The sequence below is a fragment of the Streptomyces sp. NPDC086787 genome (genome assembly GCF_044745865.1).
Classification (GTDB): domain Bacteria; phylum Actinomycetota; class Actinomycetes; order Streptomycetales; family Streptomycetaceae; genus Streptomyces.
In genome coordinates, this window is record NZ_JBIVBC010000006.1 from 352,825 (window position 1) to 370,539 (window position 17,715).

At 72.6% G+C, this 17,715-nt stretch carries 11 protein-coding genes; 7 read left to right on the forward strand and 4 right to left on the reverse strand.

The features are described from left to right. Positions 1 to 4 precede the first annotated feature (4 nt). The 4 genes from ACIPK3_RS18050 to ACIPK3_RS18065 form a co-directional block, all read right to left on the reverse strand. Positions 5 to 7,780 (reverse strand): amino acid adenylation domain-containing protein, encoded by a 7,776-nt coding sequence (locus ACIPK3_RS18050; protein ID WP_402570716.1) that lies wholly within the window; start codon positions 7,778 to 7,780, stop codon positions 5 to 7. Between the two features lie 332 nt (positions 7,781 to 8,112). Beyond that, positions 8,113 to 9,315 (reverse strand): erythromycin esterase family protein, encoded by a 1,203-nt coding sequence (locus ACIPK3_RS18055; protein WP_402570718.1) that lies wholly within the window; start codon positions 9,313 to 9,315, stop codon positions 8,113 to 8,115. Between the two features lie 136 nt (positions 9,316 to 9,451). Continuing rightward, the gene (locus ACIPK3_RS18060; RefSeq protein WP_402570720.1) at positions 9,452 to 10,609 is read right to left on the reverse strand and encodes an FAD-dependent oxidoreductase; all 1,158 of its coding nucleotides are present in this window, start codon (positions 10,607 to 10,609) and stop codon (positions 9,452 to 9,454) included. 201 nt (positions 10,610 to 10,810) lie between these two features. Then, the gene (locus tag ACIPK3_RS18065; RefSeq protein WP_402570721.1) at positions 10,811 to 11,572 is read right to left on the reverse strand and encodes a thioesterase II family protein; all 762 of its coding nucleotides are present in this window, start codon (positions 11,570 to 11,572) and stop codon (positions 10,811 to 10,813) included. Positions 11,573 to 12,082: 510 nt separating this feature from the next. Between ACIPK3_RS18065 and ACIPK3_RS18070 the strand changes: the two genes are divergently transcribed. From ACIPK3_RS18070 to ACIPK3_RS18100, 7 genes are all read left to right on the forward strand, one after another. After that, the gene (locus tag ACIPK3_RS18070; RefSeq protein ID WP_402570723.1) at positions 12,083 to 12,391 is read left to right on the forward strand and encodes a phosphopantetheine-binding protein; all 309 of its coding nucleotides are present in this window, start codon (positions 12,083 to 12,085) and stop codon (positions 12,389 to 12,391) included. Between the two features lie 5 nt (positions 12,392 to 12,396). Next, positions 12,397 to 14,724 (forward strand): amino acid adenylation domain-containing protein, encoded by a 2,328-nt coding sequence (locus tag ACIPK3_RS18075; RefSeq protein WP_402570725.1) that lies wholly within the window; start codon positions 12,397 to 12,399, stop codon positions 14,722 to 14,724. Between the two features lie 63 nt (positions 14,725 to 14,787). Then, entirely contained in the window at positions 14,788 to 16,050 is a 1,263-nt protein-coding gene (locus tag ACIPK3_RS18080) for a hypothetical protein (RefSeq protein WP_402570726.1), read from the forward strand. A 190-nt stretch (positions 16,051 to 16,240) separates the two neighbouring features. Next, positions 16,241 to 16,516, forward strand: a complete 276-nt coding sequence (locus tag ACIPK3_RS18085; RefSeq protein ID WP_402570727.1) for a hypothetical protein — start codon at positions 16,241 to 16,243, stop codon at positions 16,514 to 16,516. After that, positions 16,513 to 16,920 carry a PIN domain-containing protein gene (locus ACIPK3_RS18090; RefSeq protein WP_402570728.1) on the forward strand — a complete coding sequence of 136 codons (408 nt, stop codon included), beginning with the start codon at positions 16,513 to 16,515 and terminating at the stop codon, positions 16,918 to 16,920. Before ACIPK3_RS18085 ends, ACIPK3_RS18090 begins: the two co-directional genes overlap by 4 nt. Positions 16,921 to 17,146: 226 nt before the next feature. After that, positions 17,147 to 17,416 (forward strand): type II toxin-antitoxin system Phd/YefM family antitoxin, encoded by a 270-nt coding sequence (locus ACIPK3_RS18095; RefSeq protein ID WP_402570730.1) that lies wholly within the window; start codon positions 17,147 to 17,149, stop codon positions 17,414 to 17,416. After that, positions 17,409 to 17,681, forward strand: coding sequence for a type II toxin-antitoxin system RelE/ParE family toxin (locus ACIPK3_RS18100; RefSeq protein ID WP_402570731.1), 273 nt, complete (start codon positions 17,409 to 17,411; stop codon positions 17,679 to 17,681). Before ACIPK3_RS18095 ends, ACIPK3_RS18100 begins: the two co-directional genes overlap by 8 nt. Positions 17,682 to 17,715: the final 34 nt, after the last annotated feature.

The window sequence follows — 17,715 nt, forward strand, 5'->3', positions numbered from 1 at the left end:
CCTGTTACCTTTCGGTCATCCTGCGCAGAGGCTTGCGGACGGAGGTCGACAGGCCGCTCCAGCGCCCGGCGAGTTCGGCGACGGTCGGTGCGGCGAAGACGGTGCGGATCGGGATTTCGACGCCCATGTCGGAGCGCACCCGCGCCACGAGCCGGGTCGCCAGCAGTGAGTGGCCGCCGAGGGCGAAGAAGTCGTCGTCGACGCCGACCCGTTCCACGTCGAGGATCTCGGCGAAGAGCGCGCACAGCGCGACCTCGCGGGGCGACTCGGGCGCACGGTAGGGCGCACTGCTCGCCTCCGGGCGGGGCAGGCGCGAGCGGTCCAGCTTCCCGTTGGCCGTCAAGGGGAGGGCGGGCAGTACGACCACGGCCGACGGGACCATGTAGTCGGGCAGCCGCTCCCGTGCGAAGCGCTGCAACTCCCCGGCCGGCGGCAGGTCGGCGTCCTCGGCGGCGACGACGTATCCGACGAGGCGCTTGTCGCCGGGCCGGTCCTCGCGCACCGTCACGACTGCTTCGCCGACGGCCGGATGCCCGGCCAGGGTGTGCTCGACCTCGCCCGGTTCGATCCGGAAGCCCCGCAGCTTGATCTGGAAGTCCGTCCGGCCGATGAACTCGATCTCCCCGGTGGGCGACCAGCGTGCCAGGTCTCCGGTGCGGTACATCCGCGCGCCGGGCGGCCCGTAGGGGTCGGCCACGAACCGGGTCGCGGTCAGCGCCGGCCGGCGGTGGTATCCGCGGGCCAGTCCGTCCCCCGCGATCCACAGGTCGCCGGCGATGCCCGGCGGGACGGGGCGGAGCGCCGCGTCCAGGATCAGGGTCCGGGTGTTGGCGATCGGTGTTCCGATGGACGGCGGTGCGCTGGTCGCGACGTCGGCGAGGGTCGACCAGATGGTCGTCTCGGTGGGCCCGTAGAGGTTGACCACCTGGGCGGCGTGGGCGCTGAGCTTCTCGGCGAGCGGCCGGGGCAGGGCTTCGCCCCCGGTCAGGACGCGCAGGCCCGCGAGGCGTTCCGCGTCGTGCGTGGTGAGCATCTGCCACAGCGCCGGGGTCGCCTGCATGACGGTGACTCCGGCCCGTGCGACGAGGTCGAGCAGGGCCTGCGGGTCGGCGACGTGGTCACGGGTGGCCAGCACCACGCGGGCTCCGGTGGTGAGCGGCAGGAACAGCTCCAGCGCCGCGATGTCGAAGGCGATCGTGGTGACGGCGGCGAGGCGGTCGGCCGCCGAGAACCCGAGGCTTCGCCGCATGCCGGCGACGAAGTTGGTCAGGGCGCCGTGGCTGACCACCACGCCCTTGGGCCTGCCGGTCGAGCCGGAGGTGTAGATGGTGTAGGCGGCCTGGCCTGGGGTGATCGCGGTCCCGGGGTCGTGCGCCGGATGGCGCGACAGGTCGGTCCGGTCGAGCAGGGCCTGGTCCAGCACCAGGGTGGCGGCGCAGTCGTCGATCACGGACAGCACCCGGGCGGCGGGGTGGTCCGGGTCCACCGGCACGTAGCAGCCGCCCGCCTTCCCCACCGCGAGCAGCGCGGTCACCAGGTCCGCGGTGCGGGGCAGCAGGACGACGACCCGGCTCTCGGTGCCGATGCCTTCCGAGACGAGCCAGTGCGCCATGCGGTTGGCGCGCTCGTCGAGCTCGGCGTACGTGAGGCGTATCTCCCCCGCTTCGAGGGCCGTCGCGTCGGGGGTCGCCGCCGCCTGCCGGGCGAACCGTTCGGGCACGCTCAGGGGCGTCACCTCGAGCGCGGTGTCGTTCCAGTCGTGGACCACCCGTTGCCGCTCGGCCTCGGACAGCACGTCGATCGCGGCGGTGCGGATCCCCGGATCGGCGGCGAACTGCCGCAGCACGCGGGCGAAGCGGTCCGCGATCTCCTCCGCGGTGCCCGGGGCGAGTGCGTCCGGGTGGTACTGGAGGGTCAGGCTCAGCAGCGGATCGGCGGCGGCGAGCACGGTCAGCGGGTAGTGCGTCGGCGCGAACGGGCGGATGCCGGTGACCGTCAGGTCCGCCGAGGCGCCGGCCTTCGAGAGCGCCGCCCGGTCCACCGGGAACGACTCGAAGATCACGATGGTGTCGAAGAGCGCGCCGTGCCCCGTCGTGCGCTGGATGTCGCCGAGCCCGACGTGGTGGTGGTCCAGTGTTCTGGCCTGGGCCTCCTGCACCGCCCGGAGCAGGTCTTCGAGGCTCTGGGCGGGTTCGCACCGCACCCGCACCGGCACCGTGTTGGTGTACATGCCGACGGCGTTGTGCACGTCCGTCAGTTCGGGCGGCCGTACGGTGACCGAGCTGCCGAAGACGACGTCGGAGTTCCCGGTGAGCTGGGCGAGCACCACCGCCCAGAGACCCTGCACGAGCACGTTGGGTGTGATGCCGCGCGCCGCGGCCTGCCGCACCACGAGGGCGGCGTCCCCGCGCGTGAGCCGGACGTCCACCTGGCCGACCTCGGTGGCCGTCTCCTCCTCCTCGGGCCGGGTGGATCCGGCGGCCAGCAGGGTGGGCTCCGTCAGACCGGAGAGTTCCTCGGTCCACGCCGCGAGCGCGCCGTCCGTGTCCTGCCGCGACTGCCAGCGAAGGAACTCGCGGTATCCGTGCTCGACGGGTTCCGGGGCGTCGCCGTGGCTCGCGTAGAGGTGCATCAGCTCCTGCTGGATGAGCGGCAGCGACCAGCCGTCGAAGAGCGCGTGATGCGCGGTCAGCGCGAGTTCGGCCCGGGTCGGGGTGAGGGTGACGAGGCTGAACCGGAGCAGCGGCGCGGTGTCCGGCCGGAACCGGGCTTCCCGTTCCTCGGCCAGGATGCGGGCCAGCCGTTCCCCGGCCCCGGTCTCGCCGGTGAGGTCGATGTGCCGCAGGGGCACCGCGACGCCGTCCACGACGACCTGGACCGGATCGCCGGTGGACTTCGTCACGAAGGCGACGCGCAGGTTGGGGTGCCGGTCCAGCAGGGTCTGGGCCGCGGTCCGCAGCCGCGCCGCTTCCACGGACCCGTTGATACGGAACACGAACTGGGTCTGGTACGACGCGGAGGCGCTGCCCCCGAGCATGCTGTGGTAAAGCAGCCCGTGCTGAAGGGGCGTCAGGGGCCATACGTCGGCGACCCGGCCGAAGCGGCTCTGCCAACCGTCCAGGTCCTCCTGACGCACCCGCACCAGCGGCACGTCGGAGGGGGTCAGCCCGCTCGCGCCCGTGGCCGCCTGCGCGTGGATGCCGCGCAGCGCCGTCTGCCAGGCGTCCGCGAGGTCACGCACCTCGGCGGCGGAGAGCACACCGGGGGCGAAGGTGAACATCGCCTGGAGCCGTTCGCCGTCCCCGCTGTCGGCGACGAGGGAGTTGAGTTCCAGAGCGCAGTTCAGTGGCGTGTCCGGGGCGGGTGCGGCGACGAGTGCGGGGACCTCCGGTGCGTTCGTCCACGCCGCCCCGCCGTCCTGCCGGGACGGTGCGAAGGAGAAGCGGCCGAGGTAGTTGAAGCCCACCTCGTCGGCCGGGTGGTTCCGCAGGACCGCCGCGGTTTCCTCGTTGAGGTACCGCAGCAGCGTGTAGCCGATGCCCTGGTCGGGCAGGACGCGCCGGCTCTCCTTGATCCGCCGGAGGGCGTCCGCGGCGGCGGGGCCACCGTCCAGCGCCTCGGCGATGTCGATGCCGGAGAGGTCGAGGCGGACCGGGTGGACCGTGGTGAACCAGCCGACCGTCCGGGTCAGGTCGGCGCCGGGCACGAGTTCCTCCTGACGGCCGTGCCCTTCCAGCCGTACGACCGGCCCGACGGCGGGCGTGCCGGGCCGCCGGGCGGCCAGTGCGAGGGCCAGGGCGGTGAGCAGTACGTCGTCGACGCCGCAGCGCAGTGCTGTCGGCACCGTCGCCAGCAGCGCCCTGCTGAGTTCCGCGGGGAGCTCGATGTGCAGTGTCCGCGCCGTCGAGACGAGGTCGGTCGCGGGGTCGAGCGGCCGGGCTGCCGGTGTGTCGCCGGGCGTGGCGAGCATCCCGCGCCAGAGGTCCAGCTCGGCCACGCGTTCCGGCCGGACCGCTTCGGTGGCGAGGGCGTCCAGCCATCCCCGGAGCGACGTTCCCACCGGTGCGGGGGCGGCGGGCCGGCCGGACCGTATCCGGTCAGAGGCCTCGGCGAGGTCGGGGACGAGCACCCGCCACGACATGCCGTCCACGACGAGGTGGTGGGCCGCGACGAGCAGCCTCCCGGTTCCGCCGTCCGGCGGGGCGAACCAGACCAGGCGGAGCATGTGCCCGGCTGAGGCGCTGATCTGCTCGACCGCCTTCGCGGCCTCCTTCTCCAGCAGCGCCCGCACCGAGGGCGCGCTCCGCTCCTCGGGGTACGGCACCTGTCGGACCAGGCCTTCCGCCGCCACCGAGCCCGGCGGCCGGATCAGCAGTTCGCCGTCCACCAGCCGGGAGCGCAGCACGTCGTGCCGGTCCAGGACCGCCTGCACGGCCGCGGTGAGGCGGTCGGAGGTCATGTCCGCCGGGAGGGTGAGCACGAGCCACTGGGCCAGCCGGTCCAGGCCGGGTCCCCGCTCGGCGAAGAACCGCGCCATGGGCGGCAGCGGGACGGGGCCGACGTGGTCGTCCTCGGCAGGGGCGGTCACGGCGGGGGCGTCGGTGCGGGTGGCCACGGCCGCCAACGCGGCGACGGTACGGCGTTCGAAGACGGTGCGCGCGGTGAGCGCGAGGCCGCCTGCCCGGGCGAGCGCCACCACCCGCATCGCCGAGATGCTGTCACCGCCCAGGGTGAAGAAGTCGTCGTCCACGCCGACCCGGCCGCTGCCCAGCACCTCGGCGAAGGCGTCCGCCAGGATCCGTTCCTCGGCCGTCCGCGCCGCCCGCCGCGTTCCCCGCGCGACCTGCGGCTCGGGCAGCGCGGCGTGGTCCCGCTTGCCGTGCGCGGTCAGCGGCAGGCTGTCGAGCACCATGAAGGTGGCGGGCACGAGGTGTTCGGGCAGCCGGGCCGCGACGAAGGGCCGCAGCTCGGCCACGTCCAGTCCGGCCTCGAAGTCCACGTCCTCGCCCGCGGCGCCGAGGCGCCCCGCGGCCGCGGGGACCACATAGGCGATCACCTGGGCGGGGTGGTCGGGGCCGTCGGGGCGGACGACCACGGCGGCCTGCGCCACTCCCTCGTGGGCGGTGAGGGCGGACTCGATCTCGTGGGGCTCGGCCCGCAGGCCGCGCACCCGCCGGCCGGCGCGGCCCGCGTACTCCAGTTCTCCGTCGGCGTTCCAGCGGGCCAGGTCGCCCGTGCGGTACATCCGTGAGCCGGGCGGGCCGAACGGGCACGCGACGAAGCGTTCCGCGGTCGGAGCCGGCCGGCCCCAGTAGCCCCGGGCCAGCCCCTCGCCCGCGACGTACACCTCCCCGACGGCTCCCGCCGGTGTCATGCGGAGCCGGCTGTCGAGCACGTGGACCGCGGTGTTCCAGACCGGCCGTCCGAGCGGCACGGTGGGCGATCCCGGCCGGGGTTCCCACGCGGTGACGTCCAGGGCCGCCCCGGCAGGTCCGTAGAGGTTGTGGACCGGCACGTCGCAGATCTCGCGGAAGCGTGCCACCAGGCCGGCGGGGAGCACCTCGCCGCCGCACAGGACGCGTCGCAGGCTCTTGCAGTCGGTCGCGGCGGATTCCTCGCGGACGAGGTCGGCGAGCACGGAGGGAACGATGTGCAGGGTGGTGGCGCCGGTGCGCCGGACCGCCGCGGCGAGCGAGGCCGCGTCCCGGTGGGCGTCCTGTGCCCAGATGACGAGCGTGGCACCGCAGACGAGGGGCAGGAAGACCTCCCACAGGGAGGCACGGTGGGAGGCCGGGGCCTTGTGCAGCACCCGGTCCGTGGCGTCCAGCCGGTACCGCTGCCGCATCCACAGCAGCCCGTTGGCCAGTGCGGTGTGCGTGACGACGACGCCGGCCGTCTCCCCGGCCGCGCCCGAGCCGTAGCGCAGGTACGCGACGTCCTCGCCGGAGCAGCCGCCGGCAGGCGGGAGGCCGGCGTCCTCCGGCACGGTCGTACGCGCGATGACGCTCGCTTCCCAGAGCGGCTTCGCGCCGTCGAGCGGGGTGATGGCCAGTGCGTCCCCGGCGACCGTGAGGAGCAGCGCCGGCCGCGCGTCGCCCAGCATCGTCTCCACCCGGTCCGCCGGGCAGTCCGCGTCGACGGGGAGGCAGGCGGCACCGGTCCTGAGGACCGCGCTCAGCGCGACCACCAGTTCCACCGAACGCGGGACGGCCACCGCCACGACACGGCCCGGCCCCGCGCCTGCGGCGACGAGCGCGCGGGCGACGGTGGCGGCGCGGGCGGCCAGCTCCCCGTAGGTCAGGACGGCCTCCTCGTGAACGACGGCGACCGCGTCCGGAGCGGACGCCGCCCGCTCGTCGAGCAGGGCGGGCACCGTCACGCCGTTCAGCGCGACGACGGGACCGGCGCCGTGTTCGAGCAGCCTGGCGCACTCCTCCTCCCGGACGGCGCTGACGTCCTGGACCCGCGCGCGGGGCTCGGCCAGGGCCGCGCGGACGAAGGTCACGAAGCTCTCGGTGAGCCCGGCGATGTCCTCCGGGGTGTACAGACTCCCGGGCGCGTCGAAGCGGACGTGCAGGTCGCTGTCCGCCCCTCCATCGGTGTACGTGGAGATCCTGACCTCGTCGGGCAGGCCGAACGTCCCGCCGGTGAACCTTCCGACGGCGCCCGCGAGGTCGAGTTCCCTCAGGAAGGGGATGACGTTGACGACGGGGCCGAAGGGGCTGCGGGCGTCGCCGGCGCGTCCGGCCGCGCGCTTGATCAGGGACACGTTGTACTCGGCATGCCGCAGGACCCGCAGACGTTCCTGCCGCAACGCCCCTGCAAGCTCGACGAAGTCGGCCGACGCCGGCACGTCCACCGTCAGGGGCAGGGCGTTGGAGTACAGGCCCAGGGCGTTCCTGATGGTGCCGCTGCGGTAGTTGACGGTGAAGGACAGCAGTGGCGCGGGCGTGTCGCACAGACGGCTCAGGAACGCCGTCGCGGCCGCGGTGAGCAGGTCCGCGACGCTCGTACCGGTCGCCTCGGCGGTCGTCTGCCACCGGGCGGCCTCGCTCGCCGGCACGCGGGCGGTGTGGCTGGACACGCCCAGCGGGGCGGTCAGGCCGTCCCAGAAGCCGCCGTCCGTACCCGTCGTGGCCTGCGCGCGTAACCCCGTCGGCAGCCGGGCGGCGGTCCCGTCGCCCTCGACATACGTCCGCCAGAAGCGTTCCGCCGCCTCGAACCGCGCGGACGAGCGGTACGCCCGCTCCCGCTCGTCGGCGATCCCGGACGGGGTGTCCGGCAGGTCCGGTGCCTCGACACCGTCGCGCAGGGCGCGGTAGATCTCCGCGACGCGCTGGGAGAGCAGAGCGAAGACGCCGTAGGCGTCGGTCAGGATGTGGTGGAAGACCAGGCACACGAGGTGGTGCGCTTCGCCCAGCCGGACGGTACCGATCCGGAACAGCGCGTCCGCGGCGAGGTCGAACGGACGGCACACCTGCTGGGTGAGGTGGTCGCGAGCCGCGCGGGCGGGGTCGGCGTCGGCGCTGACATCGACGCGGAAGGGCTCCCAGGTGTCCGGCTTGCGGGGGACGAGCCGCAGCGTGTCGCCGTCCCGCCGGAAGTTCACCAGGAGCGCGCTCGCCTCGCCCATCGCCCTCTTCAGCGCGTCGTCGAGGTCCCGCAGATCCAGCTCGCCCCGGACGTCCCAGAGAGTCGTGGTGCTGTTCGGCACCTCAGGGGCGAGATTCTGTTCCAGCCACATTGCCTCCTGCGCCGAAGAAACACCGCTAGAGCTCATGCAGACTCCCCGAAGAAGTAACTCTCGGTCGTCACCAACTCCCGGCGGAGCGCGGTTCGGTCACCCCGTTGCACAGCCCCCGCCCCATGGCCGGCGAAAGCCGCCGGCCGTTGGTGAGCCTCACACTAGGAACGGATGTCTGCGCCACCAAACCACCTGAAAGATGTCGGCCAGAACCGACAGAGAAGAGCCGAACACGCCCGGGAAAACAGGCGAGTCGACCTTGCCGGGCACGCTTCTTCGGCCCGTGACCGGCGGTTTCGCCGCCCCGCGGCGGCGCGCGCCGGACGCGGCGCGCCCGGGGGCCGCCGCGTCGCGCGTGATCTTCGGCGTCAGCTCGCCGGGACCTCCCTGACGAACAGGATCGCGTCGCTGCTCGCCAGATGGGTCGGGTCCTGCGGGGAGTAGCCGTACCAGGGGGACTCCCGGTGGACGAGCGGCACGTCGGCGACCATGTCGGCCAGTTGGCCGGCGTCGATGACGTACCGGTCCTGGGCGAGGCCGTACAGCACCCCTTCGATGGTGTCCGGGGGCGGGGCGTCGACGCCGCGCCGGGGGATCGAGCCGAGAAGCGTGCTCGTCAGCGCGTACCGCTCCCCCAGCCGGGCGCTCACGAGGGTTCCGGCGCTCGACCACTCCAGCAGCTGGTCGCCCATCCGCATCGAGCTCTTGTCCCGCTGGAGATGGCCGTTGTGGCCGTGCGCCAGCACCGGTCCGCGCTCGGCGAGGGCGAGCAGGTTGTCGGCCATCATCGACTCCCGCAGGCCCAGCAGTCGCGGCATGCGGCTGGGTGACGAGTCGGCCATCCAGAAGTGGTACTGGAGCAGCCCGGTTGCGGTGTGCCCGTACATCCGTGCCCGGTCCCAGTCGTCCAGCGAGGAGGCCTCGACCAGTTGGGACGACCGCGCGTCGAGCAGGGCCACCAGTTCGTCGGCGAGCAGCCGCAGTTGTCCGGCCTCCGGGGTCTGGCCCACCGACCGGCCGGGGTCCATCATCGCGGCGGGGCTGGTCCACCGCTCGTCGTCGCCGAGCAGCCGGTCGAGGGTGTCCGCGTCGCACGGGACCAGGGCGGCCTCGAGTCCCTGGCGGAGGTAGGAGTGGAGTGCGGTGAGGGCCTCCCGGGGGCTCGCGGCGCCGTTGTACTCCACCGGGCCGTCGTAACCGGCGAAGTGCAGCCACTCCGCCGCGGGCCGGCCCTCGTTGTACGCGCGCATCCAGCGGACCAGCTCGCGGTTGCCCGCGAACTCGCCGAACCCGTGGCTGAACCCGTGCTCCATGACCTCGTCGAGGGTGCCCCTGCCCGACGTGACGTACTCGTCCACGAGCACGCCGCTCATGCAGTCGCTCTCGAGCGCGATCGTCCGGTACTGACCCTGTTCGACGAGTTGCCGGAAGACGTCGTTGCGCAGCTCGAGCAGAACGTCCTCGCCGTGGGCGGGCTCACCCAGGGCGAGCAGCAGCGGCCGGGCCGGCAGCAACCGCGTGAGGGTCGTGGCGTCGACGGCACGGGCGGCGGCTTCGATAGCAGCAGTCATACATCAACAGTACCGTTGAAATATCTGTTGAAACTTGTCGACGCTACCAGCGGGAGAGTGAGGCCAAAACCCTCAAGACGAGGTTTCGTCGGCGAGGGTGTGCCGCGATGCCTCGGGGCACACCCCGCCGCTTGCCTCAGCTGTTCTGTCGTTTGATGCCGCGCTGCACCAGACCGCGGATGCCGGGCAGGGTGACGATCCGGGTCGTGACCCCGTTCATCCACACGTGGAAGCCACTCGGCGGCGCGTAGAAGTAGATGCCGCGGCGCGCGAGGGCCTGCCGCTTGGTGACCTCGGGTCGCAGGCCGGCTTCCCACGCGGCCAGGGCCGCCGGGATGTCGTCGCCGTGCTGCCCCAGGGCGGCACCGAGTTGGTGGGCGCCGGCCAGCGCCAGGGCCGCGCCGTAACCGGCGAAGAGCGTGACGCACCAGGCCGCGTCTCCCAGGAGCACGACCCGGCCGCTGCTCCACCGGGGCATCTCCACCTTGCTCACCCGGTCGAAGTAGGCGACGCCCGGGTCCTTCTCCAGATGGCGGATGGCGTCGGGCACACCCGCGGAGAGATCCCCGAACGCCCCGCGCAGCGCTTCCACCGGCCCGCGCTCCAGCTCACGGGTCGGGTCCTCGCACCGGTAGGTGAAGAACGCCGAGGACCGCCCCGGGCCCAGGTTGACGATCCCCGCCGTGCGCCCCGTGCCGATGAAGGTGGTGGCGGACGAATCGGGCACGCCCTCTATCGGGTGGTCGAGCGGGAACGCCGCCACCGCGTAAGGCAGATCGACCTGGTGATCGGCGCCGAACACCCGCGCACGGGTCGCCGACTGGACGCCGTCGGCGCCGACGAGCAGGTCGGCCTCCTCCACGGAGCCGTCGGTGAGACCGACGCGCACCCGGTCGGCGTCCTGGTCGAGGGAGGAGACGGTCGTACCGAAACGGAACTCCGCCTGCTCGCGCACCGCTTCGTACAGGGCCCCTTCCAGGTCCCCCCGGAACACCGCCATGGCGCGGGCGCCCAGAGCGGCCTCGGCGAAGGACGCGGGCATGGTGACCTTCGGCCGCCCGTCCGCCCGTACCATCACGGTCGCGAACGCTCCCAGCGCCCGGTCCGCCAGCACGGGGACCAGACCGAGCCGCTCGGCGGCGTCGTACCCCACCCCCAGCAGGTTCACCATGTAGCCACCGCTCCGCCGGGCCGGGGCGCGCTCCACCACCAGCGTGCGCCACCCCTCCTGTTGCAGTCGAAGCGCCGTGGCGAGACCGGCTATGCCGGAGCCGACGATTACCGCTCGTTTCATCCGCACTCCCAGGCCAGAACCAGAATGAGCGTGTGCTCAACACCGTGCGTGAGAAGGCGACCTGCGCCTGGATCCCGGCGGCGTCTTCCCGCCGCCGCGCATCGTGTCACCGCCATGAATTGTCGTACCGCGGCGCGGCCGCCCCCTCATGTCTTACCGATCTCTTTCGTCCGCCGCCCGGGCGTACCGCTGTCGCCGGTGTCAGGTGCCGGCCGCCAATACCCGCCGGACGGCCGCCGCCAGCTCCGCCGGCCGGCTGCCCGGCAGGTCGTGGCCGCCCGCCATCGGGACGACCCGGAACGGGCCGGTGGTGAAAGCCGACCAGGCCTCGATGTGCACGGGGTCGAGGGTGTGGTCCTCGCGGCCGAACACGGCCACCGTCGGAGCCGAGACCCGCTCGACGTGCCCCTTCTCGAACAGTTCCAGCTCGTAGGTCTCGACGAGCTCGTAGTCCGCGCGCACGGCGGGCTCGTAGATGCCGAGCAGTTCCTCGTTGCCGAGGATCTCCGACGGAAGGTACCCGTCGATCGCGACCTGCTGGAGGAACTCCTTCCGCGGCAGGGCGAACGTGGGCTCGCGCCGGAGGCTGCCGGGAGCCGGGTGCGAGGAGACGACCAGTCCCCGCAGCTGCGCGGGGTCCAGGCGCCGCGCGACCTCGTAGGCGATCGCCGAGCCCGCGCAGTGGCCGTAGAGCACCACGGGCCGTCCCTGGGCATGGCGGCGCAGTTCGCCGGCGAGTTTGTCGGCGAGCAGGGGCATGACGGTCTCCACCGGATCGTCGAGCCGGGACTCCCGTCCCGGGAGACGCACGCCGAACGCGTCGAAGGAGTCAGCGAGTTCCACGCACAGCGGACGCACCGCGCTCACGCCCGCGCCCGCGTGCGGAAAGGCATACAGCGCGCACTCCCTGGTCTCCTTGCGAGCCGCGCCGACGAACCACCGGTTTTTCGTGTTCGTTCCCATGTACGAGAGGATGGCCAGCCCTCGCGGCCCACGGGCGCCCTGCCTGACTGACCTCTGAAAGATCCGCGCCCGGAGACCGACCGCCGCCGTGAGACTGACACCCGCACCGGACCGCCGCAGCTGCTCGGCGACGGTCCCGGTCATGAGGTGTGCATCACGGACATGAGGTGTGATGAGCCGGTCTCGTGCGGAGGGCCGTGTGGCGGACGTCGCGGTCGCAGACGCTCCTGAACCCGTCCTCGTGGTTCACCCCACCCGACGGTCCCGCCGCCCGCGGCCTGCCCGGCCCGGGCCGGTCCGGCCGGGGAACCCCCGCTCACGGCGGCGAGGCCCCTCTGCCCGTTCACCTGCCCATCCGCCCACCCGTTCATCTGTTCACCTGTTCGGCGAAAGGGGATTCCGGAACCTCCGGCGACGGCCCGCGGGAAGGGTGACCGGGCCAGGCCGGGACCGGGCGGCTGCGACCGCCGTGACGAAGCAGATCACCGTGAGAGGGCGCAGGAGCGAGTGGTGAACGACATCGGATCGGCCGGGGCGGCGAGCCCGGACCACGACGGCCATGACGTCCCGGAGACCGGGCTGCTGCACGCCCGCGTGCGGGCGGCTTGGGCCGAAGCCCTGGGGCACGAACGCTTCGGCGACGACGACGACTTCTTCGGGGTCGGCGGGCACTCCCTGCTGATCGCCGGCATCATGGCCCAACTAGGGGCGCTGGCCGGCAAGCGCCTGTCGCTCCGGCTCTTCTTCGACCACCCGACGGTGAACGAGCTCACCGCCGCGCTGGCGGCCGACGGGTCCTTCGGGTCGTTGACCCGATGAGCCCCGTGCCGCCCCCCACCGCGGGCGCCCCCCGGAGCGGATGGAACAGGACGGCGCGGCCGTTCCGCGACGACGCGACGATCCCCGAACTGCTCGCCGAGGCCGCCCGGCGGTACCCGGACCACCCGGCGATCGTGACGTCCGGCAAGCAGGTCCTGACCCACGGGGAGCTGGACCACGACGCCAACCGGCTGGCCCGGCTGCTGAGCGATCTCGAAGTGGGCCGGGGCGACACCGTCGGCCTCTTCTGCGAGCGGGACACGACGGCCCTGGTCGGCCTGCTGGCCGTACTCAAGTGCGGAGCCGGCTACGTCCCCCTCGATCCGTCGTGGCCCACGGACCGGGTGGTCGGGCTGCTCGACCAACTCGACGTGGCCGCGGTGCTGACCGACCGCGCCCAGCTGCGCTCCGTGCAGGAGCTGCGGTGGCAGGTGCCCTCGCTGCGCCACGTGCTGTGCCCCGACATCCCCGAGGAGTTCTCGTGGTCGGCCACGCTCCGGCCCGAACAGGTCGCGGACTTCTTCGACTTCGTCGCCGGCGCCCCCGACCAGCTGGAGGCCGCGGGCTTCAACATGCGCCGCTCGGAACGGCCCTTCGACGAACAGGACGTGCTGGCCTACCGCGACCATGTGGCCTCCTTCGTACGGGCCGCGACCTCCGCCGAACGACCCGCGATCCTTGAGATCGGCTGCGGGTCCGGCCTGATCGTCGAGGCACTGGCGCCGAGCGCCTCCCGCTATGTCGCCGTCGACCCCTCACCGGTGTCGGTGGAGCGGAGCCGGACGGGCGGCGTCCGCGCCGGAGGCGAGGTCGAGGGCGTGGTGTGCTTCGCCCACGAGGTCGCCGAGCGGGTACGCGGCCCCTTCGACGCCGTCGTACTGGCGAGCACGGTGCAGTTCCTGCCGGACCTCGACTACCTGCTCGGTGTCCTCGACTCGCTCCTCGGGCTGCTCGCCGACGACGGTGTCATCGTGCTCGCCGACCTCGTCGACCCCGCGTCGGGCACCGACGCCGGCGTCCGGGTGCCGCCCCGCCTCATCGAGCGCCTTCCCGAACTCCTGCCCGGCGTGGCCGAGTCCAGTGTCCATCGCCGTCGGGCCGAGGCCTTCGCCGGGGAGCTGGCCCAGCGGTACGACGCCGTGATCCGCGTGGCGGCCCGCGACAGGCGTACGGCGCCGGCGCGCGAGCCGCTGTGGACCGGACACCATGTCGCCCTGCGCCCGGGCGATCCCCTCGCCGCGGGCCCGGCGGCCGAAGACGTCTGCTACACCATCTTCACGTCCGGCTCGACGGGTGCGCCCAAGGGGGTCGTCGTCACCCACCGGTCGGTGGTGAACCTCATCGACTGGATGAACCGCACCCACGAAGTCGGGCCGTCCGACCGGATTCTCCTCGTCACGTCCTTCTGCTTCGACCTCTCGGTCTACGACGTCTTCGGAGTGCTGGCGGCCGGTGCGTCCGTGCGGCTGGCCTCGGAGACGGAGCTGGCGGAACCGGACACACTGGTGGACCTCCTCGAACAGGAGGACATCACCGTCTGGGACTCGGCGCCCGCGGCGCTGGCCATGGTCATGCCCTTCGTCCAGGTCCGCGAGCCGGCCGGACGCGACACACTCCGTCTGGTCCTGCTCAGCGGCGACTGGATACCGGTACCGCTCCCCGACCAGATCCGGACCGCCTTCCCGGGCGCCGAGGTGGTCGCGCTGGGCGGTGCCACCGAGTGCACCGTCTGGTCCAACCACTACCCGGTGGGTGACGTCGATCCCGCGTGGCCGAGCATCCCCTACGGGACGCCGATGCAGAACGCCCGCTACTACGTGCTCGACAGCGGCCTCCGGCCCTGTCCCGTGCACCAGGAGGGCGACCTCTACATCGCCGGGGAGTGCGTGGCCCTGGGCTACGCCGGATCCAGCCGCCTCACCTCCGGCAAGTTCCTGCCCGACCCGTGGCCCGGGCGCCCCGGCGAACGCATGTACCGCACCGGTGACCGTGCCCGCTGGCTGCCGAGCGGCGACCTGGAGTTCCTGGGGCGCCTCGACGACCAGGTCAAGGTGCGCGGCTACCGGATCGAGCTGGGCGAGGTGCAGAGCGCGCTCGCGCAGTGCCCGGGCGTCCGGGCCGCGACCGTGGTGGCGCCCTCGGGCCCGGGCGGACGGACCCTGGCCGCCTTCTACGTCCCGACGGCCGAACCGCTCCCCAAGGCCGAGATCGTCGAGGCCCTGCGGACCACCCTGCCCGCGTACATGGTCCCCGCGCGCATCATCGCCCTCGACGAACTGCCCCTGACCAGCACGGGCAAGGTCGACCGGGCGGCCCTCCTGCGCCGGCTCTGACCACACCCCGGGCCGATCCAGACCCGGCGGCCCCGAACCGAACCCCGACGAAAAGGCAAGGCGATGACGTCAGGACCCACCGGCGCGCCCGTATCTCCCGTCCCTTCTCCTGTCTCTACGGCGCTCTCACGGCGCCGTCTGCTGTTCGCGGCGGCCGGCGCCGCGGGCCTCGCGGCCCTCCCCACGACGGCGTGGGCCGACCCGGCAGGACTGCTCCACGACATCGGGTCGATCGGCGGCCCCGGCACGCCGAGCGAGGCCACGGACATCAACGACCGCGGCGACGTCGTGGGCGTGACCTCGCTCCCGGGCACCTCGGTGAGCCACGCCTTCGTCATGAACCCCCGTGTCAGGGGCGGGCGGCCGATCGACATCACCCCCTCGGAGTCGCGCAGTTCGCGAGCCGAGGCGGTCAACGGGTCGGGCGTCGTGGTGGGCACGCTCGGCATGGGCATAGCGACCGCCATGGCGGGGTTGCGCGCCACGCCCCACACACTCGCGCCGGGCATCGCGGCCAGCGCGCTCGGACGGGCCTCGTCGGCCGGCGGCGGCCCACTGCTGCAGCCCTTCGTCTGGCGACCGCACGGCGGCCTCGACGCCCTGCCGCTGCCGCCCGGCGCCGAGGGCGCACGGGCCGTCGACATCAACGACAGGGGCACCGTGCTGGTCGTCGGCACCAACGCCACGGGGACGGGTCTCCCCGTGGGGTCGTACCTGTGGGACCCGGACTGCCGCACGTACACCCGGATCCCGCCGACCGACTCGTCGCCCACCGGCCCCGTGGCCCTCGCGCACAAGCTCGACGCGCGCGGCGGGGTGATGGGCGGGCTCGTGACAGAGGTCGGCCCGCAGGCCTGGCAGCACACGTCGGCGGTGTGGGAACCGGGCACCCTCACCACACACCGGCTCCCGGCCGGCGGCGCCTCCGACACGTACGCCACCGACCGCAACGAGAAGGGACTGATCGTCGGCTGGCGGATGGACACGTCCGGCGGACTCACCACAGCCGTCTACTGGCCGCACCCGGACGCCGCCCCCGTCGCGCTTCCCGGCCGCGTCGCGTTCAAGGTCAACAACACGGGCCAGATCGTCGGCATCCGCGACTTCCCCGACTCGTCCGTGTTCCCCTTCACCGCGGTCATGTGGGAGCCGGCCCGAGGACGCACGACCGCTCTCGGCGACAAGAACCTGGGTTCGTACGTCCTGGCGATCAACACCACGGGCCAGTCCGCCGGCTACGCCCTCACCCCGGGCGAGACCACCCCGCACAACACCGCCACCTGGTGGGACACCCCTCGACGCAGCGGCGGACGCGGCCACTCCTGACCCGACTCGACAGCGAACGGCCGGCCCCGCCGGCCGCTCGCCCGCACCTCGGATTCCGGTCGGACGACGCGTCACCCACACACGGCCCCTTCGGCGCCTTTGGCCGGAGGCGCGCCCCAAGACCATGCGCCAAGAACGCAGGCCGCACAGGACCTCGGCGCTGTAATAGTCCCTGTACTGAACTGACCCTGTGAAGTCACCCCGCCCCGGTGGGACGGAGAACATCTCCGTCTCGATGCCCTCGGAACTCCTCGGTGCTCTGCGCACGCGTACGGGCAAGCGCGGGGTGTCCGCGTACGTGACGGCGGCGGTCCGGCATCAGCTCGCCATGGACGGCCTCGCCGAGATCGTGGCCGCCCACGAAGCCGAGCACGAGCCGCTCAGCGAGGCCGAAGTGCAGGCCGCGCAGAGCGAATTGTTCGGTGATGCACCGGCACCCTACGCGTCGAACGACAGCGCCGCGTGAAGGAGCCCGCGGCCAGGTCCCTGGTGCTCGACTCCCAGGCGCTGTCGCTGCTGCTGCGCAACGACCGCCAGATGATCACCCGGATCGAGGCCGCTCGGCGCGTAGGCGTGGCCGTCCTCGTGTCGGCCCTGACGGTGGTGGAGGCCGTTCACGGGAAGACGGATACCGCCCGGCTGCGCCGGCTGCTCTCCCGTCTTCAGGTCCAAGACGTCACCCAGGCAGACAGCCTCACCGCGGTCCAGTTGCTGAGCGACGCCGGCGGCCTACACGGCCACAAGCACCCCACCGATGCCCTCGTCGCCGCGCTGGCGCTTCGCTCCCCGGCACCTGTCCTCGTACTGACCTCGGACCGCGACGACTGGTCGAAACTGTGCGGTGATCGCGTACAGATCAAGGACGTCTGACATCTGCCGACATCACGGCGGGACAGCAGTACAGGCGACCCCGAAGAGTCCCAGCACGGTGCAGGTTCATCCAGCACCGCCAGGCCTTTAAGGGAAACCCGAGCCCAGGCCCCGCCCTGCGTTCCGCCGCAGATCGCCGCGACGGCTTCAAGCGAAGGCTCGACGGGCCGCACACTCACCCAATGGAGCGTTGTGTACACATGGCACACTCGGTACCCTTGAGCGCATGACGCAGCCGCTACCCACAGAGTCCATCCGAGACGTGCGCGCACATCTGGCGGAGGTCGTGGAGCGCGCCGACCGCGACGACGTACCCACGGTCATCACGCGACGCGGCAAGGAAGTCGCCGCAGTCGTCTCCATCGAGGTGCTGCGCAAGTACCAGGAGTGGGAAGAGCGCGAGATCAACCGGATCATCGACGAGCGCATGGCCAACCCCGCACCCGGCATCCCGATGGAGGACATCATGAGGGAGACGCTGGCGCGCGGTGAGTGAGTACCGGACCGCCTTCCGCCCGGAGGCGCAGGCCGAGCTTCGGAAGATCCCTCGCGACATGGCGCTGCGCATCCTGGCCAAGCTGACCGAGCTGGAGACCGACCCCCTGGGCTTCAACACCACCGCACTCGCGTCCCGGCCCGAACGACGCCGTTTGCGCGTCGGTGACTATCGCGTCGTCTACACGATCGACAACGGAGAGCTGGTGGTCTGGGTCGTTCACGTGGGACACCGGTCCACTGTTACGAGACCTGATCACCACTGACCCCACGTCAGAACATCCAGCGCCGATCCAGCAC

What these genes read in the sequence shown, in the direction of transcription:
- ACIPK3_RS18050 (WP_402570716.1), bottom strand. Translation starts at nt 7,780, where the DNA reads ATGAGCTCTAGCGGTGTTTCTTCGGCGCAGGAGGCAATGTGGCTGGAA.
- ACIPK3_RS18055 (WP_402570718.1), bottom strand. Translation starts at nt 9,315, where the DNA reads ATGACTGCTGCTATCGAAGCCGCCGCCCGTGCCGTCGACGCCACGACC.
- ACIPK3_RS18060 (WP_402570720.1), bottom strand. Translation starts at nt 10,609, where the DNA reads ATGAAACGAGCGGTAATCGTCGGCTCCGGCATAGCCGGTCTCGCCACG.
- ACIPK3_RS18065 (WP_402570721.1), bottom strand. Translation starts at nt 11,572, where the DNA reads ATGGGAACGAACACGAAAAACCGGTGGTTCGTCGGCGCGGCTCGCAAG.
- ACIPK3_RS18095 (WP_402570730.1), top strand. Translation starts at nt 17,147, where the DNA reads ATGACGCAGCCGCTACCCACAGAGTCCATCCGAGACGTGCGCGCACAT.
- ACIPK3_RS18080 (WP_402570726.1), top strand. Translation starts at nt 14,788, where the DNA reads ATGACGTCAGGACCCACCGGCGCGCCCGTATCTCCCGTCCCTTCTCCT.